Source organism: Aphanothece hegewaldii CCALA 016 (genome assembly GCF_003007785.1).
In the GTDB taxonomy this organism is placed as follows: Bacteria; Cyanobacteriota; Cyanobacteriia; order Cyanobacteriales; family Microcystaceae; genus Chroococcus; species Chroococcus hegewaldii.
This window is the reverse complement of the sequence record NZ_PXOH01000005.1, coordinates 120,671-144,042: the sequence shown is the minus strand read 5'-3', so window position 1 is coordinate 144,042 and position 23,372 is coordinate 120,671. Positions and strand designations below refer to the sequence as shown.

The window sequence follows — 23,372 nt, the reverse complement described above, 5'->3', positions numbered from 1 at the left end:
CAGGAGTTAATCAAGAATTTAATAGCTCCATTAAGGTTTTATTTGGTTTTGACAACATTCAATTATCTGATCTACTATATAATAAGGTCTTTGCTTAATTTCTTCATAAATTCGACCGATATACTCACCAATTATTCCTAAAAAAATTAATTGGACTCCTCCCATAAAAAATGTAGTTGTCAGTCCAAAACTCCAAGATAAGAATTCTTGACCCAGAACCCACTTAGAATATAAACCTATTAACCCTAAAATCAATGAAAAACCAGCAGAAATAAATCCGAGCAATGTGGCAATTCTCAGAGGCACAACCGAAAATGATAAAATTCCATCAAATGCTAATTTTACCAATTTTACTGGAGTAACTCTAGGCTCGCCTCGATAGCGGGGGCCTCGTTCAACTAAAATTCCAGTCTGCTTAAAACCTGCATAGGCACGTAAGCCAGTGAGATATTTGTTTCTTTCTGGCATATTTCGCAATGCCAATACGACTTTTTGATCAATTAGTGAAAAGATTCCCGCATCTAAAGGAAGTGTAAAGCCAGATAATACATTCAAAATACGATAAAAAGTGACAAAACCTAATCGTTTTATCCAATTCTCTTTACGCTTTCTCCGAATTGCGTAGACCACTTCATATCCGTCTTTCCACTTCTCTACAAAATCAAAAATTGCTTGAGGAGAATCTTGCAGGTCTCCATCCATAAGAATGGCGCATCTTCCTCTTGCATGATCAATGCCTGCAGATAAGGCACATTGATGTCCAAAATTTCTGGAAAGCGAGATGATTTTTATCTCTTTATATTGCTCACTTAATGTTTTAAGAATTGTTAATGATTGATCTATACTGCCATCATTTACAAAAATAACTTCACTGTCCCCCTCAAGAGAATCTAAAACTAGCTTCAACTGATTCCATAATTCCCAAAGAGTTTCTTCTTCGTTGAAGATTGGAATTATAATTGTGTAGTATACTTCATTAGTAATATTCATATTTTATTAAGTATTAGCCATAGATAAAATTAACATTTATACAATTAAACAAAAATTCCTCTAGCTTAATATAAAAATGATTATTTTCTATAAATAAAATTACTTAGACCTCTTATAAATACAAACTTTAATCATCATTAAAGAAAATTTTAATAAATTTTATATCTATGTTATATTAAATAAATCTTATTTTAATACAAAAAGCATCTTGATGCAATTATTACTATTAAAAAATAAGCATACAATTACAACTTTCTTTATTACCAGAGTTAAAGATTTAAATCTTTAATTTAACATTTTAGCAAGTTAGTGCTTAAACATAGTTGAGTTTAACATAATTCAGTACTTTGTCAAGCATTGTATAGGAAATCCTGTAGCGTCAATTATCGGAATTCAAAGTTTAGAACCTGACAGGGTGACTAGCAAGCTTTGATTGTTGTATAGTAGTCCTCCCACGTGATCCCATAGGAAAAATCTTGAAGCGGTCGAGTGCATTTTCGACTCGAACGCGGAGTCGTGCCAATCCTTGATACAATTGTTTGAATTCGCTTCGGTAAGCTGGTCTAACTCACTGTATGGCATCTTTGTCTTGAGCGGCTCACTAACCCTTGTGCATTCACTTATAGTTATATTCTCTAGCTATTCATGCAATAGAACTACTATAAAAGTTTGCTTAACCTGAATTAACCTTAACAAGAGTGCATCGAAATTGTCAAGAAATGGAGAGAGCAAGAATCCACTAGAATAAATTATTATTAAACTTCAACAAGAAAAGTTGAATCAACGCAAACAACAGTTAGGTAAAGTACTACAATAAGCTAGAGTTATTATTAGAACATTTTTTCAATTGACTTAATAATAGAATAATCTCATCAATTCCTTGACGAAGATTAGTATTAGGTTGATCTGATGTATTAATCATAATACTAAAAACCAGCGTTTCACCATTGGGAATATCTAAATATCCTGATAGTGCAGATATTCCCGAAAGACTACCAGTTTTACCTTGTAAATTTCCTTGTATTGGTGTATTTTTAAATCGATTGGCTAGAGTTCCATTAATCCCACCAACGGCTAAAGAATTACGATAGACTTTTCCTTGTGGTGTTTGCGAGATATTTTGTAAAAGTGTAACAAAAGTATCGGGTGTTGCTAAATTATGCCGCGATAAACCCGAACCATCCACAATTTTATAACTATTTTCATCAATTCCTAATTGTGTTAGTTGTTTTTGGAGTATGGAAGTTTTCGGCTCATCGTTGGCTTTATTTTCTAAAAGCTTTAAAAGTGTCTCTGCATATAAATTATGACTTTCGTGATTTACTTTTTGGATGAGTAATTCTAAGGATGGTGAAATAATAAAAGCAATCTCATTTTCTAAACGATTACTATCATTACCAGAAATAATTTGTTTTTGAGCGACGCTTATTCCTTCATTTTCTAAAACTTCTGCTAAAGTATCGAGAAAATACTTATTAGGAGCAATAATTGCTATTTTTTCTGTATTTGGAGTAACATTATTCCCAAGTTGTCCGCGAATGATTAAACGAGATTGGGCGAAAAATCCTTGAATTGAAATATTATTATCAGTTGTAGAATCAGTGGTTGTTGTTAAATTTTCAAATTGCCATTGTTTAGCAGCTATTGAATCAGTCCAAGATAATTGTAGTTGTTGACCGACTTGAGTGGGCGTTAAAATTAAATCAAAAGTATTTTCATTCAAAACAAAAGTATTAGCAGGAACACCATAAGAAAAGAATAGATCATCCCATTCCCACATCGGAGGAATTCCCGAATTATTAAAATAACCTTCTTGAATAATGAGTTTTTCTATTTTTTGTATTCCCTGTTGTTTGAGTTGTTTAGCTAATGCTTTTAGAGTATCGGTGGTTATAGTTGGATCACCTTGTCCAACAAGTCTTAAAGTTGTTAGATTAGGAGGATGACCAACACGATAAATAGGAGTGCGGATAAAAAATTGTGAACCGAATTCTAATAAAGCAGCAGCAGTCGTAAGCAGTTTAATATTAGAAGCAGGAATAAAAAACTTTTCAGAATTTTTAGCATAAAGGTTAAAATTAGAATTAAGGGGTTGAATTAAGATACCCCAATGCGATCGCATAAATTCCCGACGCTGAATAATCTCCTCGATCTTCGTTCCCAACTCATTTGGACAGATCGACTTAGAAACATTATTTTGTGCGATTATAATATTTGGGTTCGTGCCTTCCTTGGTTTGAGGAATTTGTATACCAACCCACAGCAGCAACACCAACAACGGTTGACCCCATTTAAAAGAGCGTATTAGCATTCTAATTTGATTCGGATTTCATATCTTACACAGGATAAACGACGTATGAGTTACGATTTTGATTTTTTTGTCATTGGTGGTGGATCGGGCGGTATAGCCACTGCTAGACGTGCCGCAGAATACGGCGCTAAAGTAGGTTTAGCAGAAGTAAGTCGTCTCGGGGGAACTTGTGTTAACCGAGGTTGTATTCCTAAAAAATTGATGGTGTATGCGTCTCGTTTTCCTGATCATTTTGAAGAAGCAACAGGTTACGGCTGGAGTCCTGTTCATAGTACCTTAGATTGGTCAAAATTGATCCATGTCGTTGAAGAAGAAGTAACCCGACTTAATGATATCTATCAAAGAATGTTAGATAATTCTAAAGTCAAGATTTTCCCAAAATACGCTAGGTTTATTGATCCCCATACTGTAGAAGTGGGAGACGAAAAAATAACGGCTGATAAAATTTTAATCGCAGTTGGGGGGCATCCCTTTCGTCCAGATATTCCAGGGATCGAACATACTCTAGTTTCTGATGATATGTTTAAATTAACCACACAACCGAAACGAATTGTAATTTTAGGGGCGGGGTATATTGCGGTAGAATTTGCTTGTATTATGAATGGACTTGGTACAGAAGTCACTCAAATTGTTCGAGGCGATAAAATTCTCAGAGGGTTTGATGATGATGTACGATCGCTTATACAAGAAGGAATGGAAAAACACGGTATCCGCATCCTAACTAATAGTATGCCGTCTTTGATCGAAAGAACAGAAGAAGGATTTAAAATTCATATCGAAGGAGATCCCACATCAGAAGTTATTGTTGCTGATGCAGTTGCTTTAGCTGCTACAGGAAGAAAACCGATGATCGAACATTTGGGGTTAGAAAATGCTGGGGTAGAAGTTGTAGATGGATCAGTTGCAGTGAATGAATATAGCGTAACTTCGGTGGATAATATTTATGCAGTGGGAGATTGTTCTAATAAAGTTAATCTAACACCTGTGGCGATTAATGAGGGACGCGCTTTAGCAGATACGGTGTTTGGGGGAAAACCTCGTGTGATGAGTTATGAAAATATCCCCTCTGCTGTGTTTAGCTCCCCAGAAGCTGCATCAGTCGGTTTAACTGAAGAGGATGCTAAGGCGAAATATGGCGAAGATGGCGTAAAGATTTATCGTTCTAAGTTTCGTCCTATGTATCACACACTGACGGGAAAAGACGAAAAAACGATGATGAAATTAATTGTAGAAACCGCTACTGAAAAAGTGGTTGGGGCGCATATGGTGGGAGAATATGCGGCAGAAATTATTCAAGGTGTGGCGATCGCAATTAAAACGGGTGCAAAAAAAGCTGATTTTGATGCAACCGTTGGCATTCATCCTAGCGCTGCCGAAGAATTTGTCACCATGCGATAACATTTAATGATTTTATTGTAAAGGCAATTGTTGAGCATCGGAACTAATAAATTGATTATATTTACTATGACTAAAGTCGTGATAAATATAAATTTGATGATACCAAGTTTTTAGATGTTGACGAGTTAGTAGATGATAAGCGGGGCTGAGTTTTTTTAGGGAATGATTCTCATTAAATTCATTAACCGCTAATCGAATTCCTGTATAATCGTTATAAAGTTCTATTTCTGAACCAATAACATCATCTAAATAGCAGTAAATTCGGGGTAATAAATATTTTTCGTCTTCGTCAAACATTTTAAAAGCTGCGATGGTTGATGAATAATAATCAAAATCATGAAACATTGCTGCAATCGGGGCGGGTTGATATTCTTGAAAAAAATTGGTGACGGTTTCTCGAATATCACCTAATACTAATTGAGCTTTTGTGAGGCGATTTTTAAGTTCTGGGATATTCATTTTAAAAAAAGATTCTTGCCAATGATAGGGTAAATCTCTATAATCTATTGGTTTTGGTAATCCTTCTCCTGTATCAAACCCATAAATATCTATATCTATGCCAAAAATTTTTGAGACTTGTTCAGCATGATATTCTAAATTTATTAAACCATTTCCACCAGCAACCCCAAATTCTACAACACTAATTCTTGAATAACCTAATTTTTTGGCTAGGGCTGCGCTATGATAAACACAATAGCCATAATGGGGTCGATCGATAATTTGTAATGCTAAAGATTGTTCATAACTAAGATTGCCAAATTTTTGAAGTAAATTAAGGCTTTTTTGTTGTAGCCAGTCTGGGTTTGCACCAATATTTAAAGCTTTTAGCAATGCTTGTTTAAACATGAGTTTTTGTCCAATAATTTATATAATCAATAAATAATATATCCTGAGAATACCCAATTTAGCTAGGGAAAAAAACATTAAAAATTAATAATTTTATCCATTAAATGTTACAAACTCTAACAAAACATGGTATTGCTCTCACTTTTGATAAAAACTTTCAAAAGTATATTCTTCAGTTTTAACCTTTAATTTTCCCTTTTTCCATCCCAGAGAAATCGGAGAACCATCTAAACTCATACTTTTGTATAAATCATATGCTCGCTTATATTCTTTGCCATCTCGACGCAGCATAGGTAAAAGATTAAGCTGATTATAAGTAAAGTCTAATTGTTGTTTGGTTGTAGCTTCTAAACTAACTTTACCTTTAGCTAATGCTGTTATATTCAATCGTTGTTTTTGTTGAATATTTTGTTTAAAAATCTCATAACTTCCATGAGTCTCATTTTCTCCAACTTCTAAAGCAAAACCACTATATATACTCGCTTTTGGAGACGCTTTTAAGGTTTGTTGCGATGAATAAATCTCTTGATATTTTTGGTCTTCAATTGTCACAGTTCCTTCATAATTTAAATTAATTGGGTAAATGGCTAACCAAGTTTTTTCGAGTTGGATAAACCAAATATTCTCTTGTACTTCTATTTTTGCTGATTTCGGTAACTGAAAGTAAAAAGGTTGATCCGCAGGACGTAACCAAATTAAGATATTTCGATATTGTCCAATTTGATCACCGTTATTTTTTCCTGGTCTAAGGCGTGTATTACCTGTATTTGCCACAAAAAAATCAACACCTTTAACCGAATTGTAAGCCAATAACTTAAAAGGTGCGACATCTCCATCAGCAAAAGTACCCGCAAGACTTCCCATCTGATAAGTTTGCCCAAAAAACTGTGTTTCATAATAACCGGGTTTTTGATCATTTCCGGGTTTCCAGTTTTCGTATAAAGGTTTAGTACTGAAAACTTCTACAGGTTTATTAAATTTTTTCTGTGCAACCGCAACAACCGCCAAAGGAGGACGATAGGTACTGGTAATCATGTAGAGTGTATCTAATGTGGGGCGAGGGTTAGATAAAGGCGTATCTCCAAAATATAGCCAAAAGGTTCGCGCTGCATCTGAGCTTAAAACGGTATTTCCCCCGCCATAGTCGCGTTTAACCGGTCCCCCCCATCCTCCTCGATAATACTTAATTGCAGCAGCACTAGAAAGCCAATCTAGAGCAGATTTAGCGAGTTGCTTAACTTCTGGATCTTTAGCAAAATCGTAGAGATTGAGATAAGGCGCGAAGGTATGCCCATGATACACCTCTGAGTCCCATTCTCCCATTCCAATGTTGTATAATGCCCATACATAACGTTGTAATTTTTGTTTGTAGCGTTGGCGTGTCGCTTCATTTCCCGTCTCTTCTGCCATCAAATAAACCGATGTTTCTCGCATTGCACGTAGGTTATCGGTATTGCGTCCATCTACCCAAAGTCCGCGTCTTTTAATACTCCAATCTTCTCCAGTTCCGTCACCATTGCCGTATATTGGATGAGGACGCGTTAGGGGATCTTCTTGTGTCCATTGTTTCGCTCCATCATACATTTTTTGACGGTATGCGGGATCTAAAAAAGAACCGAAAAGAAAATATTTACGGATTTGTCCTTTGAGAGTGAAACTAAAATAATAATCGATGCCGTTGGTATGTGCGTGATCTTTACTTTGTGCGTCTTCTTGTTGTAAGTATACGATCGCTCGTTCTCGGTTTCCGGCTAAAAAGTCAAACATTGCGTTAGGATACGATCGCTTTTCATTTTCTTGAAAAGTATTTCCGTATTGTTGGGGGTTAGCGAAAGCTTGAATAATAGCTTTAGAGCGTTGCTGGAATTGGGTTTCGAGTTCGTTTGTCCATTGGTTACGGAATTTCTCATCAACGGCAAAAAGTTCAACACCTCCAACTGTAGTCGTTTGGGTAGAAGGGTTTGAGGGAAATTGGGGGTAAACAACTGCCGTACAAGACGCGATAAAAAGAGGAAGAATAACCCAAATTAGTCTTTTTTTAAGTTTAGATCCAATCTTCATCTTCGGGAAATTCATCTAGATTGCTTTTTTCTTCTGTATTCGTCTTTTCTTCGTCGTCGGGAATAGGAATAGAAGGAGTAGTGATGATGGTTTCGGGTAATATTTCTGCGGGTTTTTCGCCATCAACTTCGACAACAATAACATCATTAATATTCAGCCAAACGATTTTCCCAAAAGAATCACAGGCTGCTATTAGTGTAGATTTTTCTGGAACATCTTTGGCAAAGAATTCACCTAACATACGGGAAGAAATAGAGTTTTTTTGTCCTTCTACTCCTATTCCTAAAAAGATATATTCATTTCCATCACTGAGATGTTGTAGTATAATAGCCATTTTTATTCACTGACGACTTGTGCGCCATGACTACGAGGATCTGCATTCTCGGTACTTCCTAGGTTAAAATTGGAAGTCTGACCCGTAGAAGAGGCATAGGGTAAGGTACTATCTGCAATTAAAGCATTTAGGTTCGCTTCTATAATTGATTTCGGTTGTTCGCCGATGGTTTGTGCGATCGCTTTTCCTCCTTTGTTAAGATAGACAAAATGGGGAATACCATCGACTCGATAACGCAAAATTTCGGGGAGCCATTTGTTATTGTCCACATTCAACATAACAAAATTAACTGAATTGCCGTATTGCTTTTTAATTTCTGCGATTTCTGGAGCCATTGCCTGACAACTGGTACACCAATTAGCATAAAATTCAGTTAGAGTCGGTTTACCATTGGCTAAAGCAGTTTCGATAGGGATAGATTGTTCTGCTTGCGCTTCTAATGAAGTTGAGTTAGTTTGAGTTTGAAGACCGAAAAAAAGAGCAGCACTCAAAATAACAGCAGCTAGAGCGATAATAATATTTCTGATTCGATTATCGGTTGTTACTTGAGTCATTGAAATAAAGCCATTTTTTTATACATTATTTACTACTTTAATAGATTTCATGAAAAAACGAGTAACGCTAACGTTTCCCCAAAAAACGGTACATATGCCAGTAACCTACTTACTTGCCAAAGATTTTAATGTTGCTGCTAATATTATTCGCGCTCAGGTAGCCCCAAATCAAGTGGGAAAACTGGTTTTAGAGTTATCGGGTGATATTGATGCCTTAGAAGCCGCGTTAGAATGGCTTAAAGCACAAGGGATAACGGTTTCTTTAGCGAGTCGAGAAATTTTGATCGATGAAGAGAAGTGTGTAGACTGTGGTTTATGTACGGGGGTTTGTCCAACAGAAGCTTTAACTCTTGAGCCTAATAGTTTTAGACTTAAGTTTCTACGTTCTCGTTGTGTGGTCTGTGAACAGTGTATCCCAGCTTGTCCCCTACAAGCGATTTCAACTAATTTTTAAGTTTTACTAATATCCTAATGCTAATCCATCAGCGCGAGATTCAGAAGCGGCGACTAAAACCCCATTTTGTTTAATAATTATTTGACCTTTGCCGAACATAGTATGAGGACTCATTGAAATTTGATGACCGCGATTCACTAAATCTTGCACTATTTCTGGGGGTACACCCCTTTCTAAAAGTACTTTATTTTCTCGCAAAAATCGCCATCTAGGGGCATCTAAGGTAGCTTGGGGATTAAAATGATAATCAACTAGATTTGAGACGACTTGGAGGTGTCCTTGGGGTTGCATTGGCGCGCCCATCACCCCAAACGGGCCGATCGCTTGTTGATCTTGCGTGAGAAATCCTGGGATAATCGTATGGAATGGTCGTTTAGAAGGTGCCACTTGATTCGGATGATTTGCTTGTAGTGTAAATCCTGCACCTCGGTTATGTAAAGCAATTCCTGTATCTGGAACTAAAATTCCTCCGCCAAATCCTTCATAATTAGATTGAATCAACGACACCATTAAATCTTGATCGGCAGTACATAAATATACGGTTCCTCCTGTGGGTAAACCTGCATTAAATAGAGAAGTAGCAGTATCTTGGATCAGTTGTTGTCGCTGTTTTGCATAAGTTTTATTAAGTAATTGCTCACAAGTTACACTCATATGAGCTAAATCGCCAATATGATGATAGACATCAGCAAAAGCTAACTTCATTGCTTCTATTTGACGATGCAACCTTTCCCCACTCTCATAAGCACAGTTTTTCATGTCGAATTCTTCTAGAATATTGAGTGCCATCAATGCAGCTATTCCCTGTGTATTCGGGGGTATTTCCCAAACTTCTAGGTTACGGTATGTTGTAGAAATTGGCTCGACCCATAATGTTTGATGTGCGTTAAGATCATCTAGAGTAATAATTCCCCCTGTCTCTGCGGCGAAATTTGCGATCGCTTCTGCTAGTTTCCCCCGATAAAAGCTTTCTCCTCCTGTTGTTGCTATTTCTTTTAGAGTTTCTGCGTGTTCCTGACTTCCCCAAATTTCTCCTGTTTTTGGTGCGCGTCCTTTGGGAAAAAAGATATCTTTAAAAGGTTGATATTCTTTTCCTTTGAGTGGAAGATAGAGACTTCGGGGACGTTCCCAAGCTTCTGCGGTAAGTGGTGAGACAGGGAACCCTTCTGTTGCGTGACGAATAGCACTTATAAATAATTCTTCAAAGGGTAACTTTCCCCATTTTTCCCACAAACTACGCCATAAAGCAACTGCACCAGGTACAGTTACAGCTAACCATCCTCGTAAGGGCATTTCATCGAATCCCGCAAAATGATCTAGACTAAGATTCTGAGGACTTTTTCCAGATCCATTAATTCCGTGTATTTTACCATCCCAAACAAGCGCAAACGCATCCCCTCCAATTCCGTTAGAAGTAGGTTCAACAACTGTTAGAGTAATAGCAGATGCTACGGCTGCATCAACCGCATTACCTCCTTTATTAAATATTTCTATTCCTGCTAATGTTGCTAAATGTTGACTGGTTGCGATCGCACAACGTTTTCCTAAGATAACGCGACGTTGGGAAGAATAGGGGTAATGGTTTAGATCAAATTGCATTAATTATATGACTTGCTGATTTTGTCGCTGTTTTTGATTTTTGTACTCATTAATGTATTGCTCAGTAAATACTTGTTCTCCCAAACTTAATAACTCTTCTTTTTCTGCTTGGGTTAACCATTGTTCATTTGCTGAATGCTTGGGATCTCCACCAGACTCTAAATATCTTTGACGAGCGATCGTAAATAAATATAGCATTCTTTGAGCTTGTTCTTGTTTAAATTGACTCATCATCTTGTACAAATTGTAAAGGAACGATTTCACCACTGGGTAAGATTATTGAAATAGGTAGAATTGGACTTAAAGTTAGAATATACCAGTAACCTCTCCTTTCATCATATAAGCTACCTTGGATTAACGCGAGAGTTTCTAAAGCATTAAAGACTAAAAATTGTTCTTCCGTAGGTTCCATTAAATAAATAGCTTCGTGTAACTTAAATAAATTTTATTAGTACAAATTACCTCTTCTCACCTCTCGTACTATCTCACAAATTTCTTCTATCGTCATCGGTTCAATATCTTCTCTTGCTTTTTCTACTCGTTTTTCCCAATCATCCCAGTCAAATTTATTCATTTTTTCTAAAGTAATTGTGTCTTCTGTCAGCGTGACGATAAACTTTTCTCCTGCTTGAATTTTTTTCCTAATTTCGGAGGGTAGTTCAAGGTTGCCTTCTGGTGTAACAGTAGCTATAAGTGAAGATTCCATATCTTTACCTCTATGAGAATTTATTCAGTAAAATAGTCTATATCTATTTTCTTGACTTCATAAGATTTTATCGGTGATACTCCTACATTATAGTCAATCATCAACTCAGTTAAAGCCTGACCATCAATTAAGATAATTTTACTTTCAAGATTTTTCGCATAATCAATCGCATCTTTACTAAACTGAAAAGTTGTAATAAAAATTCCTTTCTTTGCTTTTTGCCCTAATAATGCTCCTGCAAATTTTTGAATTTCTGGTCTACTAACTGTATTATTCCATCGTTTAGCTTGAATGTAGATAATATCTAAACCTAAGCGATCTTCTTTAATAATCCCATCAATTCCTCCATCTCTTGATTGACCTACGGCTTGACCTGCCTCTTTTCTAGAGCCACCATAACCCATTTTAATTAATAATTCTACTACTAATTTTTCAAAAAATTCAGGTGAACAGCTTTTAATTGCTTCTAAAAGTTCATAAGCTAAAGACTCTCTAATTTTTTGATAGAACATTTCTAAAGATTCTTCGGGTGTTCTCTCAGTCTCTGATAAACTACCGTTATTGGCTTTCCTCGGTAAGTCATTACTATTTTGAGGAGATTGAAAATTTCTAAACTCAGCAAAATTATTTAAAAAATTAGTGTTAATTTCAGATAGTTTTTGTTTAAGAACGTCTTGACCACGTTCAGTAATTTTAAAATATCCTCTTTTGGTTTTAACTAGAAATTTAGCTTTTTTTAAGTAAGTACTAGCCCAACCTACTCTATTATCAAATGTTGCTTGTTGTCCACTCGGTAATAAATGTTTTTTCTCGCTATCTGTGAGTTTAAAAAAAGTAGCTAAATATTCTATTGAGTCTCTTAATGAATGTTCTTGCTCATCTTCCGTGTATTGGAGCAATGGTAACATAATCGTTTGAAAATCAGGAATACTCATAATATAAACACTTTACTGGCTATTTTCAGTATTCCCTAATGCTTCGGTAAGATTACTCAGTGGATAAATTGTAATATTTGTAGTATTGTAATATAGTAGCAATCGGTTAACTTTTGTGACAACAATGACCGCTAAACGGTTATAGCTTCTTTTAAAGATATTCTTAATAAAACGATCGCTATTCTGCTCAATCTTCAGAGAGATTTGATGATTCAGTAGCTTCTTGTGCCAACTCATAGAGATACTGTTGATACTTATTAGCAATTTCTGTAGCTAATTCACTCATTTGTGAGGCTTTTTCTTCTGCTAGTAGCGCAACTTTTAAAGCTTCTGCTAATTTAGCTTGTTGTAGTGAATTTAACGATAACTGTGTCATAATAATTCTTCCAAAATGCCAACGGCTCTACTTACTAATATTTTAGTCTCTAGCACGCGACCTAACAATTCTCCTAAATCTTCCCCTGCTTCTTGAATCACTTCACTTTTGACATAAGGCAATGAGATACTATCAACCGTTATCTGAATTCGTCTGCTGGCATTATCTCGAAATAATAATGAATTATTAAGAGTTGATAATAACTGAATTAAAACAAGATTCTCTGAAAAAAAGGTAATAACCCTCTAATGATTTCAAGACCTCTGTTAGCTTCTTGCTCAATTTGATTTAACTCCTGATTCAGAGTGTGGATAATCTCTAATATTTCTGAAGGAATAGCCATATATTGTTATTTTCCAGAACTTTCTTTCGGATTACTAGATTATATACTTTATATTCCATATTTCTTCTGTAAGATTACTGAGTGGACAAATTGTAATATTTGTAGTATCGTAGTATATTAGTAGTCGGTTAACTTTTGTAACAACAGTGACCGCAGAACGGTTATGGCTTCTTTTAAAGATATTCTCAGTTACTATCGTCAATATAAAACGATCGCAATTTTCAGCATCGTTGCATCCAGCATTTTTGAAATTCTCGATCTTGTTGTTCCCTATGCAATTGGGCAAATTTTAAATGTACTATCCAACCAACCCTTAGATAAACCTATACAAACTTTAACCATCCAAATAGCCAATATAACCCCATTTGCAGACGGAAAACTGCTATCATTGGGTGTACTAATGGGATTAATTTTTATCGTTACGGTTGTGCGTTCTCCTATTGAACCTTGGATGGGAATATGGTTTCATTGGGAAATATCCTTAAGAGCGCGACGTGATAAACTAAAACAAATTCTGGCGAAAATTCTCACACTTCCTCTATCTTTCTATGATGAGAATAACCCAGGACGCATCGCAAACCGCATCGCTAAAGGGATCGAAAACCATACTTATAGTTATCCAGAATTCGCAGGACAATTATTACCGAAATTAGCTAGAGTTTTGGGTATATTTGTGATTATTCTGTTTATTGAAAAATGGACAGCGATCGCTTTTTTGATTTCCTTTGTTCTAATTTTATATTTTGGTCTGCGAGATCTCAAAGAATTAATTAGACAAGAAGGACTTTTCGATAGATATAGCGAAAATACTCAAAGTCGTGTTTCAGAAATTATTACCAATATCAAAACGGTAAAAGCTTTTGCAACAGAGGGAATAGAACTAGAAAGACAACGACAACGACTCGAAAAAGAGTTTCAATATGTTGTTTATCGTATCCATAAAGGTTATGTTGATCTGATCACTTGGCAAAAAACCGTTATTCATGCGTCTTTATTTGCAGTTATGTTGTTTACCCTCATTGCAACGGTACAGGGAAAAATGTCGATCGGACACTTTATTACAACCTATACTGTAGCATCGATGGCTTATGCGGAACTGACACCTATTAGTCAACTTGCGGAGGTGTTTTCCCGTCGTTATTCTTCGATGGTTCGTTTACATGATTTTATGAACCTTCCATCGGGTACAGATGCAGGAAGTTTACACCTGAATACGGATGATTATTCCTATAATTTTACGGGTAAGGTTGAATTTTCTCATCTGACGTTTGGATATGATGCAAATCGTCCTGTACTCAAAGACATTAATCTTCTAATTAAACCTTATCAAACTATTGCTTTAGTGGGTAAATCAGGATCAGGAAAATCGACATTAGTTAAACTCTTGTTCCGTTATTTTGAACCCACTCAAGGAAAAATCTTGATCGATGGGGAAGATATACGAACCCTCGATGTATCATCATATCGTCGTCGGTTAGCGATCGTCCATCAAGAAGTCGATGTTTTTAATGGAACTATTTTAGATAATCTCACCTATGGACATCCTGAAGTTAGTTTTGAGAAAGTCGAGGAAGCGTGTCGTATTGCTAAGGTAAATGAGTTTATTAATGAACTCAAGAGGGGATACTATACCGTAGTTGGTGAACGTGGGGTACGTCTTTCGGGAGGACAAAGACAGCGTTTGGGTATTGCAAGGGCGTTAATTGTTAATCCTGATGTGTTAGTCTTTGATGAAGCGACTTCTAGCTTAGATTATGAGTCAGAACGTGCGATACAATTGGCAATGCGATCGATTTTAGGAACACGTACTACAATTATTATCGCCCACCGTTTGAGTACGATTCGAGAAGCTGATAAAATTGTGGTTCTTGATGCAGGTAGAATTGTTGAAATCGGTAGTCATGATGAGTTACTGAGTCAACAGGGTATTTACCAACGCTTACATTATTTGCAAGAAACCGGTGAATTATTAGCTTAAATTTAAAAGTGTAGGGGTTTGGTTTCCAAACCCTTTAAATGTATCACAGAATAAAGCAATATTTGAAGAATAATCCCGTATTTTTAACGAGGTAAAAGGAAAAGCGATCGCTTACCCTATAATCACATATCGTTAATAAGATTAGTAAGAGATGATGACTCGTCTTGTATCTTCTATTTCTACGGTTTGGGGTAGTCTTTTTTTATTAACTGCTTGTGGTCATCTTACCGCTAACCCACGTCCAAAACCATTACCTCAAGATACCTACATTCAAGTTTATTTTAATCAAAATCAAGCTGAAGGAGTAAATTATACTGATCCTTATCGAAATATACCCAGACCAGGTGATAATTTAGAACAGATTATTATTGATACTATTCATTCTGCAAAGACTTCTGTAGATATTGCAGTTCAAGAATTCCGTTTACCAAATCTTGCTAAAGAATTAGCTAACTTACATCACAAAGGCGTTAAAGTTAGAATTATCTTAGAAAATAAATATAGTAGTCCTCTCAGTCAATTAACCTCAAGTGAAATTAATCAGTTAGATGAAAGAGATCAAAAAAGTTATTTAGATTATTTCGCTTTAATTGATCAAAACAAAGACAAAAAACTCAGTACCTCCGAAATTAATCAAAAAGATGCTTTAGTGATTTTAAAAAATGCAGGAATACCCATCATTGATGATACCTCAGATCATTCTAAAGGTAGTGGATTAATGCACCATAAGTTTGTAATTGTTGATCAATCCACTGTAATTATTACTTCAGCTAATTTTACATTAAGTGATACAATTGGCGATTTTACAAATCCTCAAAGTAGAGGAAATGCTAATAATTTACTCAAAATAGAAAGTTCTGAACTCGCAAAAGTTTTTACTCAAGAATTTAATTTAATGTGGCAAAATCATCAGTATGGAGTCAATAAACCTTATCGTAAACCTATTCAAATTAAATTAGATAAAACAAATATTACTGTAAAATTTTCTCCCAATTCATCAAAAATTACTTGGAACTATACCAGTAATGGATTAATTGAGAATACTTTGAATAATGCTACAAAAACAGTAAATTTAGCTTTGTTTGTTTTTTCTGAACAAAAATTATCTAACGCTTTAGAAAATCGTCATCAACAGGGTGTAAAAGTTAGAGCATTAATCGATCCGAATTTTGCTTTTATTAATTATAGTGAAGGATTAGATATGTTAGGAATTGCTATTAGTAATAAATGTCGTTATGAAAAAAATAATAAACCTTGGAAAAATCCGATTAAAACAGTTGGTGTTCCTCAGTTACCATCAGGTGATAAACTCCATCACAAATTTGCTTTAATTGATGATAATATTGTTATTACAGGCTCACATAATTGGTCTGCTTCCGCTAATTATCAAAATGATGAAACTTTACTTATTCTGCAAAATCCTGTAATTGCGGCTCATTTTCAACAAGAATTTGAGCGTTTATATAAAAATGCTTTATTAGGAATATCTCAAAATTTACAGAATAAAATAAAACAAAATCAAGAAAAATGTAAAAAGTAATTAATAAATCAAAAAAATGAAACTTATAAAAATATTCTTTTGTTGTCTAATTATTATATTAATCGGCTGCACCAATCAAGATAAAATAACAAAATTAACGGTAGCTGGTTATAATGTTGAATCTGGGGATGCTGATCCTGTTTTTTTGGCGACAAACTATATTGCACCCATCAATGGTGTAAAAATTTGGGGATTTAGTGAAGTACAAGGTGAAAGCTGGATATTACCTCTAAAAAATGGCACAGAAGAGGGCGAAGGAAGTAATTTTACTGCGATTTTAGGCACAACGGGAAAAGCCGATCGCTTATTAGTTTTATACAAAGATAATGAATTAGAAGAAATTAAACATTTTGAACTAAATAATATTAATATTGGTGGAAAAGTACGCGCCCCTTTGGTGGTTCAGTTTCGTCTCAAAAAAACAGGACAAGAATTTTTATTTATGGCGAATCATCTCTATCGTACCAACAAAGTCGCACGACAAGAACAGGCACAACTTTTAAATAAATGGGCAAGTCAACAAACTTTACCTATTATTGCAGTGGGGGATTATAATTTCGATTGGAATGTTAAAAGTAGTGTTCACGATCGAGGATATGATCTAATCACTCAAAATAATATCTTTAAATGGATTCAACCTAAATCTAAGTTTCCGACAACTTGCGGTAACTACAATACTATTTTAGACTTTGTGTTTGTCTCAGGAAAAGCCCAAAAATGGCCAGCAACTTCTACAATATACGATCGCCCCAACTATTGCCCAGATACACCCCTTAGCAGTGATCATCGTCCGATTTTTGCATCCTTCCAAATTCAAGAATAAATAGGGAAAACCGTCATCATAAAGGCGTTGCTCTTTTTTGAAAGACATGGTAGTATAATACTACAGAGTAAAAAGGGGAAAATATGCGCCTAAAAAGTTGGGAATCACCCCGCCGACAAGGACGAAACGACAAAGGTAAAGGCGGTTCAGCTAGACAGCGACAGGTGAGAAAACAAATGAAAATGCTTAAACAAAAGCTAAAACAGGGTGTGGAACCCATCGACAAAAAAGGAAAAGACAAGGAGAGAGAGATCAACCTCTCTCTTTTTTTATGGACTGTTTTAGGAAAGGTAAGTAAAATTTCCTATTCTTCATTCATCTAAGTATTGTTACTGAATATACCATTTTTTAAAACGACTTAAATCCGTAAATTCAACTAGCTAAACTTTATAAAAAAATACAAAAAAAATGATCTAAAACTGAAAATCAGTAATACATTTAAAGTAGAGTGCATTTAAAAAATGAATAACCTGTGGCTGAACTTAGTTATTTAATCAGCGAGTCAGGTAATGGAGGAGTGACACCAACCCTACTTTTAAGGTAATTTGAATATGATTACTAAATCCTCGCGCTGTAAATTTAATTCTTCCCTTTTAGGTTTCTTTTCTTTTAGTTTAATGTCTGTTGCTGTTCCTGCAATGGCTGAGGATACATCTATTATTACTGAACCAAAACCATTAATTATTCCTACAGGACAGTTAAGAGACTTACAGGGAATTGAATCTAAAAATCGAGTCGGTGATTTTGGCGGACTTAATCAAGGAAATAAGGAAATTATGACAAATTCGTCTGATAATCCTTATTCGGGTCGAAAAATCATTGTTTTTTATCCATCAAGACAAGATACTCAACCTGAAAGCAGTTTAACATTAGAACCTGAACCCACATTAATTGGTGATTTGACAATTAATCAAATTGTAAGCGAGATGGTGGGTCAACCCGATCGCAGTACGATTGAACTTTACTTTAGATAAAGTATATGTCAAGTTGGGATAAAATAAAGGGTTTGGAGACCAAACCCCTACAAATCATAGGTTATTTTAACTATACGAGATCTCGAACATCCGCTACTTTGCCCGATATAGCCGCAGCAACCACCATCGCAGGACTCATCAGTAATGTCCGTCCCGTGGATGAACCTTGACGACCTTTAAAGTTACGATTAGAGGAAGATGCACTCACTTGATCCCCTTGTAGCTTATCAGGATTCATCGCTAAACACATTGAACAACCAGCTTCGCGCCATTCAAAACCTGCATTAACAAAGATTTGATCTAAACCTTCTGCTTCTGCTTGCTGTTTGACTCGTTCTGAACCCGGTACAACGAACGCTTTCACCCCTGCTGCTACTTGATGTCCTTGGGCGATCCTTGCTGCTTCTCTAAGATCACTAATACGACCATTAGTACAACTGCCAATAAAACAAACATCGACTTTAGTTCCTTTGATGGGATCTCCAGGTGTCAGTTTCATGTATTTATAAGCTTCTTGTGCGATCGCTTGATCTCCATCGGCTAAACTTTCGGGAACGGGGATCACTTCACTAACTCCGATACCTTGTCCTGGTGTAATACCCCATGTCACCGTCGGTTCAATTTGCAAAGCATCAAAGATCACAACATCATCATAAACCGCATCCTCATCACTGCGTATACTTCTCCACCAAGTTACCGCTTGATCCCATTCTTCATCTTTGGGAGAAAAATCACGACCTTTAAGATATTCAAACGTCACATCATCAGGATTAATATAACCGCATCTTGCACCCCCTTCGATGGACATATTACAAATTGTCATACGTTCTTCCATCGACATCATCTCAAAAGTTGTCCCAGCAAACTCGTAAGCATAACCTACACCCCCTTTTACTCCTAGTTTACGGATAATGTGTAAGATCACATCTTTTGCATAAACACCACTTTTGAGGGTTCCGTTTACTTCGATACGACGAACTTTTAATTTAGCTAAAGCGAGAGTTTGAGACGCGAGAACATCACGAACTTGAGAGGTTCCGATCCCAAATGCGATCGCCCCAAATGCACCATGTGTCGAGGTATGGGAGTCACCACAAGCTATTGTCATTCCGGGTTGAGTTAACCCTTGTTCTGGCGCTATAACGTGTACAATTCCTTGATTTCCTGAACCGATATTATAGAAACGAATACCATTACTCGTTGCATTGGTTTCTATTGCTTCCATCATTTGTTCTGCGAGATCATCGACAAATGGACGCGCTTGATCTTCAGTCGGTACAATATGATCAACGGTTGCGACGGTGCGTTCAGGGAATAATACTGTTAGTCCTCTTTCTCTTAGCATAGCGAATGCTTGCGGACTGGTTACTTCATGAACGAGATGTAATCCTATAAATAATTGGGTTTGTCCTGAAGGTAAGATTTTAACCGTATGTAAATCCCAAACTTTATCAAATAGTGTTCCTTTACTCATTTACTCACAAGGGATGAAAATTCTAATCTGAAAGAGTCTCTGTATAATCTGATTTTACTCTAATCTTGTTGATGGGAAAATTGATTCGCCCCCATAAAAGCCAATACGATCGCACTTACGAGTAAAATTGGGATCACGAACCAAGGAAATTCAGCCAAAGGAGAATAGGCAGCCGCCCGCAATCCTAAGCTAGTATAAGTTAGAGGCAGAATAAAAACGATTACTTTGAGGAAAAAGGGTAAAGTTTTCGGATCGAAAAAAGTTCCGCCCAAAAAAGACATCGGAACAATCAAAAAATTATTATAGAGTCCGACACTTTCTAAGGATTTCACTCTAAGTCCCACTAATACACCAATTCCCGCGAAAACTGCACAATTTAAGACTAAAATCAGTAAAAAAAGAGGATTTAAGAAACTTGCAATCTTGCCAGTAAAAAGAACTGCTACTAAAATAACTGATCCTGCTGTCATGACTCCGCGAAGAATCCCTGCAAACATTTTACCTAAATACAAAGCCAATGGATGAACGGGTAGTAATAGTAATTCTTCAAAGGTTTTGCTAAATAAGCGATCGCCACAAATCGAAAAAGTCGTACCACCGAAACTAATCGCCATTGAAGATAAGGCTACCATACCAGGGAGAATAAATTCTAAATAATTATCCCCCGCAGAAGGTTTCATCGCCTGATCGACTGCACTACCTAAACCAAGTCCGAAAGCGATAATATAAATTAGAGGTGAAACCAGTCCAGTTGCCGCAATTTGTACAACTCTTGCGCGTAAATCGAGCCATTCGCCCCAAAAAACGGTTACAGTATCATCGAAAATTGTTCCGAGTTGAAATTTCACAGGTTTAGAATTAATTAATACTTTTTCTTAATATTAATTAATATTTTGTTAAAATTCAAGCCGATATCGATGTAGATTTGACTGAAAGAGAAACGATTTGTAGAAGAATAACAAAAGTTATTAAAAATCAAATTACTTGTTTTTGATTAATTTTTACCAAACTAATTTTAAATCCATGACAAAATTAGATAATACATCTTCTCCAGATAAACTCTGAGGATAATCTAAAATTTCTACTTCTTTGCCTTGACGATAGATTTCTACTTGTTTTGTTTTTCGATTAATTAACCAACCTAAGCGTGTTCCATTTTCGATATATTCTTTCATTTTAGCTTGAGTTGCTTTTAAACTATCTGTCGGCGACATAATTTCAATGACAAAATCTGGACAAATTGGACTAAATTTCTGTTGTTTTTTTGAGGAAAGATTATTCCAACGCTCTTTTAAGATCCAAGAAGCATCAGGAGAACGATTTGCACCATTTGGTAATTTATAACCTGTAGAAGAATCGAAAGCAATTCCTAAATCATTCTGACGACTCCATGATTGAAGTTGATAAGCAATTTCAATATTTCGATTTCCTGTTTCTCCTCCCGTTGGCGGCATAATAATTAAATCTCCCCTAGCATTTCTTTCAAATTTTAATTCTCGATTATCTTGGCATAACTGATAGAACTGTTCATCAGTTAGTTGAAAAGAATCAAATTTAACTTCAACAGGATTCATCATAATCCCTCACTCAAAATATATCTATGTTCCTACTATTTTAGATTAGATTTTTATTTCCTATCGTCGAAAAATAAATAAAATCTGCCAGACGGTAGCATAAACTACAAAAAACCAAATCAAACCAAAGATATATTTTAAAATGGAAAACACTATCATTGATGAGTGTGAGTGTGTGCGATGTCCATTTCTACCACTAATCCAAAACTTAATCAAATCCTTTCTAGCCAAGACTTAAGCGTATTAAACGAGCGCTCTAATCTAAAAGGTATACGACAACTCGCGGGTCATCTTGGTATTATGGGAGTGAGTGGCTATTTGTGGGCTACTCAGATGAATCACTGGCCGATCGCTATACCTGCTCTCATTTTATACGGTTTTAGTTTAGCGGCTATGTTTGCACCGATGCACGAATGCACCCACCGCACAGCTTTTGCTAATAATCGTCTTAATGAAATTGTCGCTTGGTTTGCTGGACTACTATCATTCTATAACAGCACTTTTTATCGTCGCTATCATAAATGGCATCACCGTTATACCCAGATCCCCGATAAAGATCCTGAACTAGATGATCTCAAACTCAATAATTTAAAAGAATATATCATCGAAGTTAGCGGTTTAACTTGGTGGATCGGAAAAATTCGCACACATACTCGCATTGCTCTCGGAAAAGTCGAAAATTATCCCTTCATTCCCGAAACAGCACAAAAAGAAGTTATCCGCTCAGTCCGTTTACAATTATTAACGTATTTCAGTGCGATCGCTATTTCTGTAATTTTTGGACAGCTCTGGTTTTTCTTGTATTGGTTATTTCCTTTGATGGTGAGTCAACCCATTTTACGGATGTATTTACTCGCCGAACATACAGGCTGCACTAATGATGATAACTCGCTTACGAATACTCGCACCACTTTAACAATTTGGCCGATGCGTTTTTTGATGTGGAATATGCCCTATCACGGGGAACATCATTTATATGCGTCGATCCCGTTTCATGCCTTAAGTGAGGCACACGAAAAACTTAAATTACATTTTACACACGTTGATTCAGGTTATATCAACGTTAATCGTAACATAATCAATAATTTGGGACAATGACCCATTGTTTCACCCTTCTAAACTTTCCCCTACAGTGTGGGGTTATTTTGCCTGAAGCACAACTCATTTATCAAACCTATGGCGAACTTAATAGCGATCGCACCAATGTAATTTTATATCCGACTTCCTATGGGGCGCAACACACCGATCTTGAATGGCTGATCCGTCCTGATCGTATTCTAGACCCGACGCGCTGGTTTATTATTATTCCCAATATGTTCGGAAATGGTCTATCGAGTTCTCCGAGTAATAGTACATATATATTGGCAAAAGATGGATTTTGGTTTAGTCATTTAGATAATATTCACGCCCAAGAAAAATTATTACGAGAAGTATTTGGGATAGAACATTTAGCATTAGTGTATGGTTGGTCAATGGGCGCACAACAAGCGTATCACTGGGGGGCATTGTATAGCGATCGCGTAGAGAAAATTATCGCACTTTGTGGAACAGCCCGCACCACCGATCATAATAAAATATTTCTAATGAGCTTACGTTCAGCGTTAACGGCTGATCCGACTTGGACAGGTACACGCTTTGATGGTATACCAGAAAGAGGATTTAAAACGTTTGCGCGGATCTATGCAAGTTTTGCCGCATCACAAGAATTTTATCGAGAAGGATTATATTACTCACTAGGATACACATCACTCGAAGATTATTTATATAGATTTTGGGAAGCTAGTTACCGTAAGCGAGATCCACATAATTTATTATCCATGATCGATACTTGGCTAAACTGCGATGTTAGTAATAACCCGATATATCAGGGAAATTATCAAAAAGCTTTAGCGTCTATAAAAGCAAAAACCCTAGTCATGCCCGCGACAACGGATCTTTATTTTACCCCAGAAGACTGCCAAAATGAGGCTAAAATGATACCAAACGCCGAATATTTGCCAATTACGTCGATTTGGGGTCATCGCGCTGGCAACCCCTACCAAAACCACCCAGACGAAACCTTTATTCGTGAAGCTGTTAGAGATTTCCTTTTACGTTAACTA

Annotated in this window: 25 protein-coding genes; 9 read left to right on the top strand and 16 right to left on the bottom strand. The window is 36.1% G+C overall.

Annotation, left to right across the window (positions count from 1 at the left end):
• Positions 1 to 30 precede the first annotated feature (30 nt).
• On the bottom strand, positions 31 to 990 hold the full coding sequence (locus tag C7H19_RS06630) for a glycosyltransferase family 2 protein (RefSeq protein WP_106456106.1): 960 nt from the start codon (positions 988 to 990) through the stop codon (positions 31 to 33).
• A gap of 808 nt (positions 991 to 1,798) precedes the next feature.
• Positions 1,799 to 3,301, bottom strand: a complete 1,503-nt coding sequence (dacB, locus tag C7H19_RS06625; protein WP_106456105.1) for a D-alanyl-D-alanine carboxypeptidase/D-alanyl-D-alanine endopeptidase — start codon at positions 3,299 to 3,301, stop codon at positions 1,799 to 1,801.
• Between the two features lie 45 nt (positions 3,302 to 3,346).
• Here dacB and gorA point away from each other — a divergent pair, with 45 nt between their 5' ends.
• Entirely contained in the window at positions 3,347 to 4,699 is a 1,353-nt protein-coding gene (gene gorA / locus C7H19_RS06620) for a glutathione-disulfide reductase (RefSeq protein ID WP_106456104.1), read from the top strand.
• A 12-nt stretch (positions 4,700 to 4,711) separates the two neighbouring features.
• On the opposite strand, the gene C7H19_RS06615 is transcribed toward gorA, so the two are convergent.
• The 4 genes from C7H19_RS06615 to C7H19_RS06600 form a co-directional block, all read right to left on the bottom strand.
• Positions 4,712 to 5,545 carry a hypothetical protein gene (locus C7H19_RS06615; protein WP_106456103.1) on the bottom strand — a complete coding sequence of 278 codons (834 nt, stop codon included), beginning with the start codon at positions 5,543 to 5,545 and terminating at the stop codon, positions 4,712 to 4,714.
• Positions 5,546 to 5,683: 138 nt separating this feature from the next.
• Positions 5,684 to 7,621 (bottom strand): hypothetical protein, encoded by a 1,938-nt coding sequence (locus C7H19_RS06610; protein ID WP_106456102.1) that lies wholly within the window; start codon positions 7,619 to 7,621, stop codon positions 5,684 to 5,686.
• Positions 7,590 to 7,940 (bottom strand): hypothetical protein, encoded by a 351-nt coding sequence (locus tag C7H19_RS06605; RefSeq protein ID WP_106456101.1) that lies wholly within the window; start codon positions 7,938 to 7,940, stop codon positions 7,590 to 7,592. Before C7H19_RS06605 ends, C7H19_RS06610 begins: the two co-directional genes overlap by 32 nt.
• Before the next feature lie 2 nt (positions 7,941 to 7,942).
• Positions 7,943 to 8,494 carry a thioredoxin family protein gene (locus tag C7H19_RS06600; RefSeq protein ID WP_106456100.1) on the bottom strand — a complete coding sequence of 184 codons (552 nt, stop codon included), beginning with the start codon at positions 8,492 to 8,494 and terminating at the stop codon, positions 7,943 to 7,945.
• Positions 8,495 to 8,543: 49 nt separating this feature from the next.
• On the opposite strand from C7H19_RS06600, the gene C7H19_RS06595 reads away from it, so the two are divergent.
• A complete protein-coding gene (locus tag C7H19_RS06595; protein WP_106456099.1) occupies positions 8,544 to 8,948 on the top strand; it encodes an NIL domain-containing protein in 405 nt (134 codons plus the stop codon).
• 6 nt (positions 8,949 to 8,954) lie between these two features.
• On the opposite strand, the gene C7H19_RS06590 is transcribed toward C7H19_RS06595, so the two are convergent.
• The 7 genes from C7H19_RS06590 to C7H19_RS27000 form a co-directional block, all read right to left on the bottom strand.
• Positions 8,955 to 10,547 carry a gamma-glutamyltransferase family protein gene (locus C7H19_RS06590; RefSeq protein WP_106456098.1) on the bottom strand — a complete coding sequence of 531 codons (1,593 nt, stop codon included), beginning with the start codon at positions 10,545 to 10,547 and terminating at the stop codon, positions 8,955 to 8,957.
• A 3-nt stretch (positions 10,548 to 10,550) separates the two neighbouring features.
• Complete coding sequence (locus tag C7H19_RS06585) at positions 10,551 to 10,781, bottom strand: hypothetical protein (protein WP_146136494.1); 231 nt, start codon at positions 10,779 to 10,781, stop codon at positions 10,551 to 10,553.
• Positions 10,765 to 10,959 carry a hypothetical protein gene (locus C7H19_RS06580; RefSeq protein WP_106456096.1) on the bottom strand — a complete coding sequence of 65 codons (195 nt, stop codon included), beginning with the start codon at positions 10,957 to 10,959 and terminating at the stop codon, positions 10,765 to 10,767. Before C7H19_RS06580 ends, C7H19_RS06585 begins: the two co-directional genes overlap by 17 nt.
• Before the next feature lie 36 nt (positions 10,960 to 10,995).
• Positions 10,996 to 11,253: a hypothetical protein gene (locus C7H19_RS06575; protein ID WP_106456095.1), complete on the bottom strand. Its 258-nt coding sequence runs from the start codon at positions 11,251 to 11,253 to the stop codon at positions 10,996 to 10,998.
• Positions 11,254 to 11,273: 20 nt separating this feature from the next.
• Complete coding sequence (locus tag C7H19_RS06570; RefSeq protein ID WP_106456094.1) at positions 11,274 to 12,188, bottom strand: restriction endonuclease; 915 nt, start codon at positions 12,186 to 12,188, stop codon at positions 11,274 to 11,276.
• A gap of 187 nt (positions 12,189 to 12,375) precedes the next feature.
• Complete coding sequence (locus C7H19_RS06565) at positions 12,376 to 12,564, bottom strand: hypothetical protein (RefSeq protein ID WP_106456093.1); 189 nt, start codon at positions 12,562 to 12,564, stop codon at positions 12,376 to 12,378.
• Entirely contained in the window at positions 12,561 to 12,686 is a 126-nt protein-coding gene (locus C7H19_RS27000) for a hypothetical protein (protein WP_281261718.1), read from the bottom strand. Before C7H19_RS27000 ends, C7H19_RS06565 begins: the two co-directional genes overlap by 4 nt.
• 384 nt (positions 12,687 to 13,070) lie before the next feature.
• On the opposite strand from C7H19_RS27000, the gene C7H19_RS06555 reads away from it, so the two are divergent.
• From C7H19_RS06555 to C7H19_RS06535, 5 genes are all read left to right on the top strand, one after another.
• Complete coding sequence (locus tag C7H19_RS06555; RefSeq protein ID WP_106456092.1) at positions 13,071 to 14,885, top strand: ABC transporter ATP-binding protein; 1,815 nt, start codon at positions 13,071 to 13,073, stop codon at positions 14,883 to 14,885.
• A gap of 151 nt (positions 14,886 to 15,036) precedes the next feature.
• On the top strand, positions 15,037 to 16,425 hold the full coding sequence (locus C7H19_RS06550; RefSeq protein ID WP_106456091.1) for a phospholipase D-like domain-containing protein: 1,389 nt from the start codon (positions 15,037 to 15,039) through the stop codon (positions 16,423 to 16,425).
• A gap of 16 nt (positions 16,426 to 16,441) precedes the next feature.
• Positions 16,442 to 17,248: an exonuclease/endonuclease/phosphatase family protein gene (locus tag C7H19_RS06545; protein ID WP_106456090.1), complete on the top strand. Its 807-nt coding sequence runs from the start codon at positions 16,442 to 16,444 to the stop codon at positions 17,246 to 17,248.
• An 83-nt stretch (positions 17,249 to 17,331) separates the two neighbouring features.
• The gene (locus tag C7H19_RS06540) at positions 17,332 to 17,571 is read left to right on the top strand and encodes a hypothetical protein (RefSeq protein WP_106456089.1); all 240 of its coding nucleotides are present in this window, start codon (positions 17,332 to 17,334) and stop codon (positions 17,569 to 17,571) included.
• A gap of 228 nt (positions 17,572 to 17,799) precedes the next feature.
• Positions 17,800 to 18,222 (top strand): hypothetical protein, encoded by a 423-nt coding sequence (locus C7H19_RS06535; RefSeq protein WP_106456088.1) that lies wholly within the window; start codon positions 17,800 to 17,802, stop codon positions 18,220 to 18,222.
• Positions 18,223 to 18,292: 70 nt separating this feature from the next.
• On the opposite strand, the gene leuC is transcribed toward C7H19_RS06535, so the two are convergent.
• From leuC to C7H19_RS06520, 3 genes are all read right to left on the bottom strand, one after another.
• The gene (leuC, locus tag C7H19_RS06530; RefSeq protein WP_106456087.1) at positions 18,293 to 19,696 is read right to left on the bottom strand and encodes a 3-isopropylmalate dehydratase large subunit; all 1,404 of its coding nucleotides are present in this window, start codon (positions 19,694 to 19,696) and stop codon (positions 18,293 to 18,295) included.
• A gap of 59 nt (positions 19,697 to 19,755) precedes the next feature.
• Entirely contained in the window at positions 19,756 to 20,544 is a 789-nt protein-coding gene (locus tag C7H19_RS06525; protein ID WP_106456086.1) for an ABC transporter permease, read from the bottom strand.
• 153 nt (positions 20,545 to 20,697) lie between these two features.
• Positions 20,698 to 21,273, bottom strand: coding sequence for a Uma2 family endonuclease (locus tag C7H19_RS06520; RefSeq protein ID WP_106456085.1), 576 nt, complete (start codon positions 21,271 to 21,273; stop codon positions 20,698 to 20,700).
• A 177-nt stretch (positions 21,274 to 21,450) separates the two neighbouring features.
• On the opposite strand from C7H19_RS06520, the gene C7H19_RS06515 reads away from it, so the two are divergent.
• Together C7H19_RS06515 and C7H19_RS06510 are read left to right on the top strand one after the other, a co-directional pair.
• Positions 21,451 to 22,368 (top strand): fatty acid desaturase family protein, encoded by a 918-nt coding sequence (locus C7H19_RS06515; protein WP_106456084.1) that lies wholly within the window; start codon positions 21,451 to 21,453, stop codon positions 22,366 to 22,368.
• The gene (locus tag C7H19_RS06510; RefSeq protein ID WP_106456083.1) at positions 22,365 to 23,369 is read left to right on the top strand and encodes an alpha/beta fold hydrolase; all 1,005 of its coding nucleotides are present in this window, start codon (positions 22,365 to 22,367) and stop codon (positions 23,367 to 23,369) included. The genes C7H19_RS06515 and C7H19_RS06510 overlap by 4 nt, the downstream gene beginning before the upstream one ends.
• Positions 23,370 to 23,372 lie beyond the last annotated feature (3 nt).

Bases quoted from the DNA above. Each gene is read 5' to 3' on its own strand.
- C7H19_RS06630 (WP_106456106.1), bottom strand. From the start codon at position 990: ATGAATATTACTAATGAAGTATACTACACAATTATAATTCCAATCTTC.
- dacB (WP_106456105.1), bottom strand. From the start codon at position 3,301: ATGCTAATACGCTCTTTTAAATGGGGTCAACCGTTGTTGGTGTTGCTG.
- gorA (WP_106456104.1), top strand. From the start codon at position 3,347: ATGAGTTACGATTTTGATTTTTTTGTCATTGGTGGTGGATCGGGCGGT.
- C7H19_RS06615 (WP_106456103.1), bottom strand. From the start codon at position 5,545: ATGTTTAAACAAGCATTGCTAAAAGCTTTAAATATTGGTGCAAACCCA.
- C7H19_RS06610 (WP_106456102.1), bottom strand. From the start codon at position 7,621: ATGAATTTCCCGAAGATGAAGATTGGATCTAAACTTAAAAAAAGACTA.
- C7H19_RS06605 (WP_106456101.1), bottom strand. From the start codon at position 7,940: ATGGCTATTATACTACAACATCTCAGTGATGGAAATGAATATATCTTT.
- C7H19_RS06600 (WP_106456100.1), bottom strand. From the start codon at position 8,494: ATGACTCAAGTAACAACCGATAATCGAATCAGAAATATTATTATCGCT.
- C7H19_RS06595 (WP_106456099.1), top strand. From the start codon at position 8,544: ATGAAAAAACGAGTAACGCTAACGTTTCCCCAAAAAACGGTACATATG.
- C7H19_RS06590 (WP_106456098.1), bottom strand. From the start codon at position 10,547: ATGCAATTTGATCTAAACCATTACCCCTATTCTTCCCAACGTCGCGTT.
- C7H19_RS06585 (WP_146136494.1), bottom strand. From the start codon at position 10,781: ATGATGAGTCAATTTAAACAAGAACAAGCTCAAAGAATGCTATATTTA.
- C7H19_RS06580 (WP_106456096.1), bottom strand. From the start codon at position 10,959: ATGGAACCTACGGAAGAACAATTTTTAGTCTTTAATGCTTTAGAAACT.
- C7H19_RS06575 (WP_106456095.1), bottom strand. From the start codon at position 11,253: ATGGAATCTTCACTTATAGCTACTGTTACACCAGAAGGCAACCTTGAA.
- C7H19_RS06570 (WP_106456094.1), bottom strand. From the start codon at position 12,188: ATGAGTATTCCTGATTTTCAAACGATTATGTTACCATTGCTCCAATAC.
- C7H19_RS06565 (WP_106456093.1), bottom strand. From the start codon at position 12,564: ATGACACAGTTATCGTTAAATTCACTACAACAAGCTAAATTAGCAGAA.
- C7H19_RS06555 (WP_106456092.1), top strand. From the start codon at position 13,071: ATGGCTTCTTTTAAAGATATTCTCAGTTACTATCGTCAATATAAAACG.
- C7H19_RS06550 (WP_106456091.1), top strand. From the start codon at position 15,037: ATGATGACTCGTCTTGTATCTTCTATTTCTACGGTTTGGGGTAGTCTT.
- C7H19_RS06545 (WP_106456090.1), top strand. From the start codon at position 16,442: ATGAAACTTATAAAAATATTCTTTTGTTGTCTAATTATTATATTAATC.
- C7H19_RS06540 (WP_106456089.1), top strand. From the start codon at position 17,332: ATGCGCCTAAAAAGTTGGGAATCACCCCGCCGACAAGGACGAAACGAC.
- C7H19_RS06535 (WP_106456088.1), top strand. From the start codon at position 17,800: ATGATTACTAAATCCTCGCGCTGTAAATTTAATTCTTCCCTTTTAGGT.
- leuC (WP_106456087.1), bottom strand. From the start codon at position 19,696: ATGAGTAAAGGAACACTATTTGATAAAGTTTGGGATTTACATACGGTT.
- C7H19_RS06520 (WP_106456085.1), bottom strand. From the start codon at position 21,273: ATGATGAATCCTGTTGAAGTTAAATTTGATTCTTTTCAACTAACTGAT.
- C7H19_RS06515 (WP_106456084.1), top strand. From the start codon at position 21,451: ATGTCCATTTCTACCACTAATCCAAAACTTAATCAAATCCTTTCTAGC.
- C7H19_RS06510 (WP_106456083.1), top strand. From the start codon at position 22,365: ATGACCCATTGTTTCACCCTTCTAAACTTTCCCCTACAGTGTGGGGTT.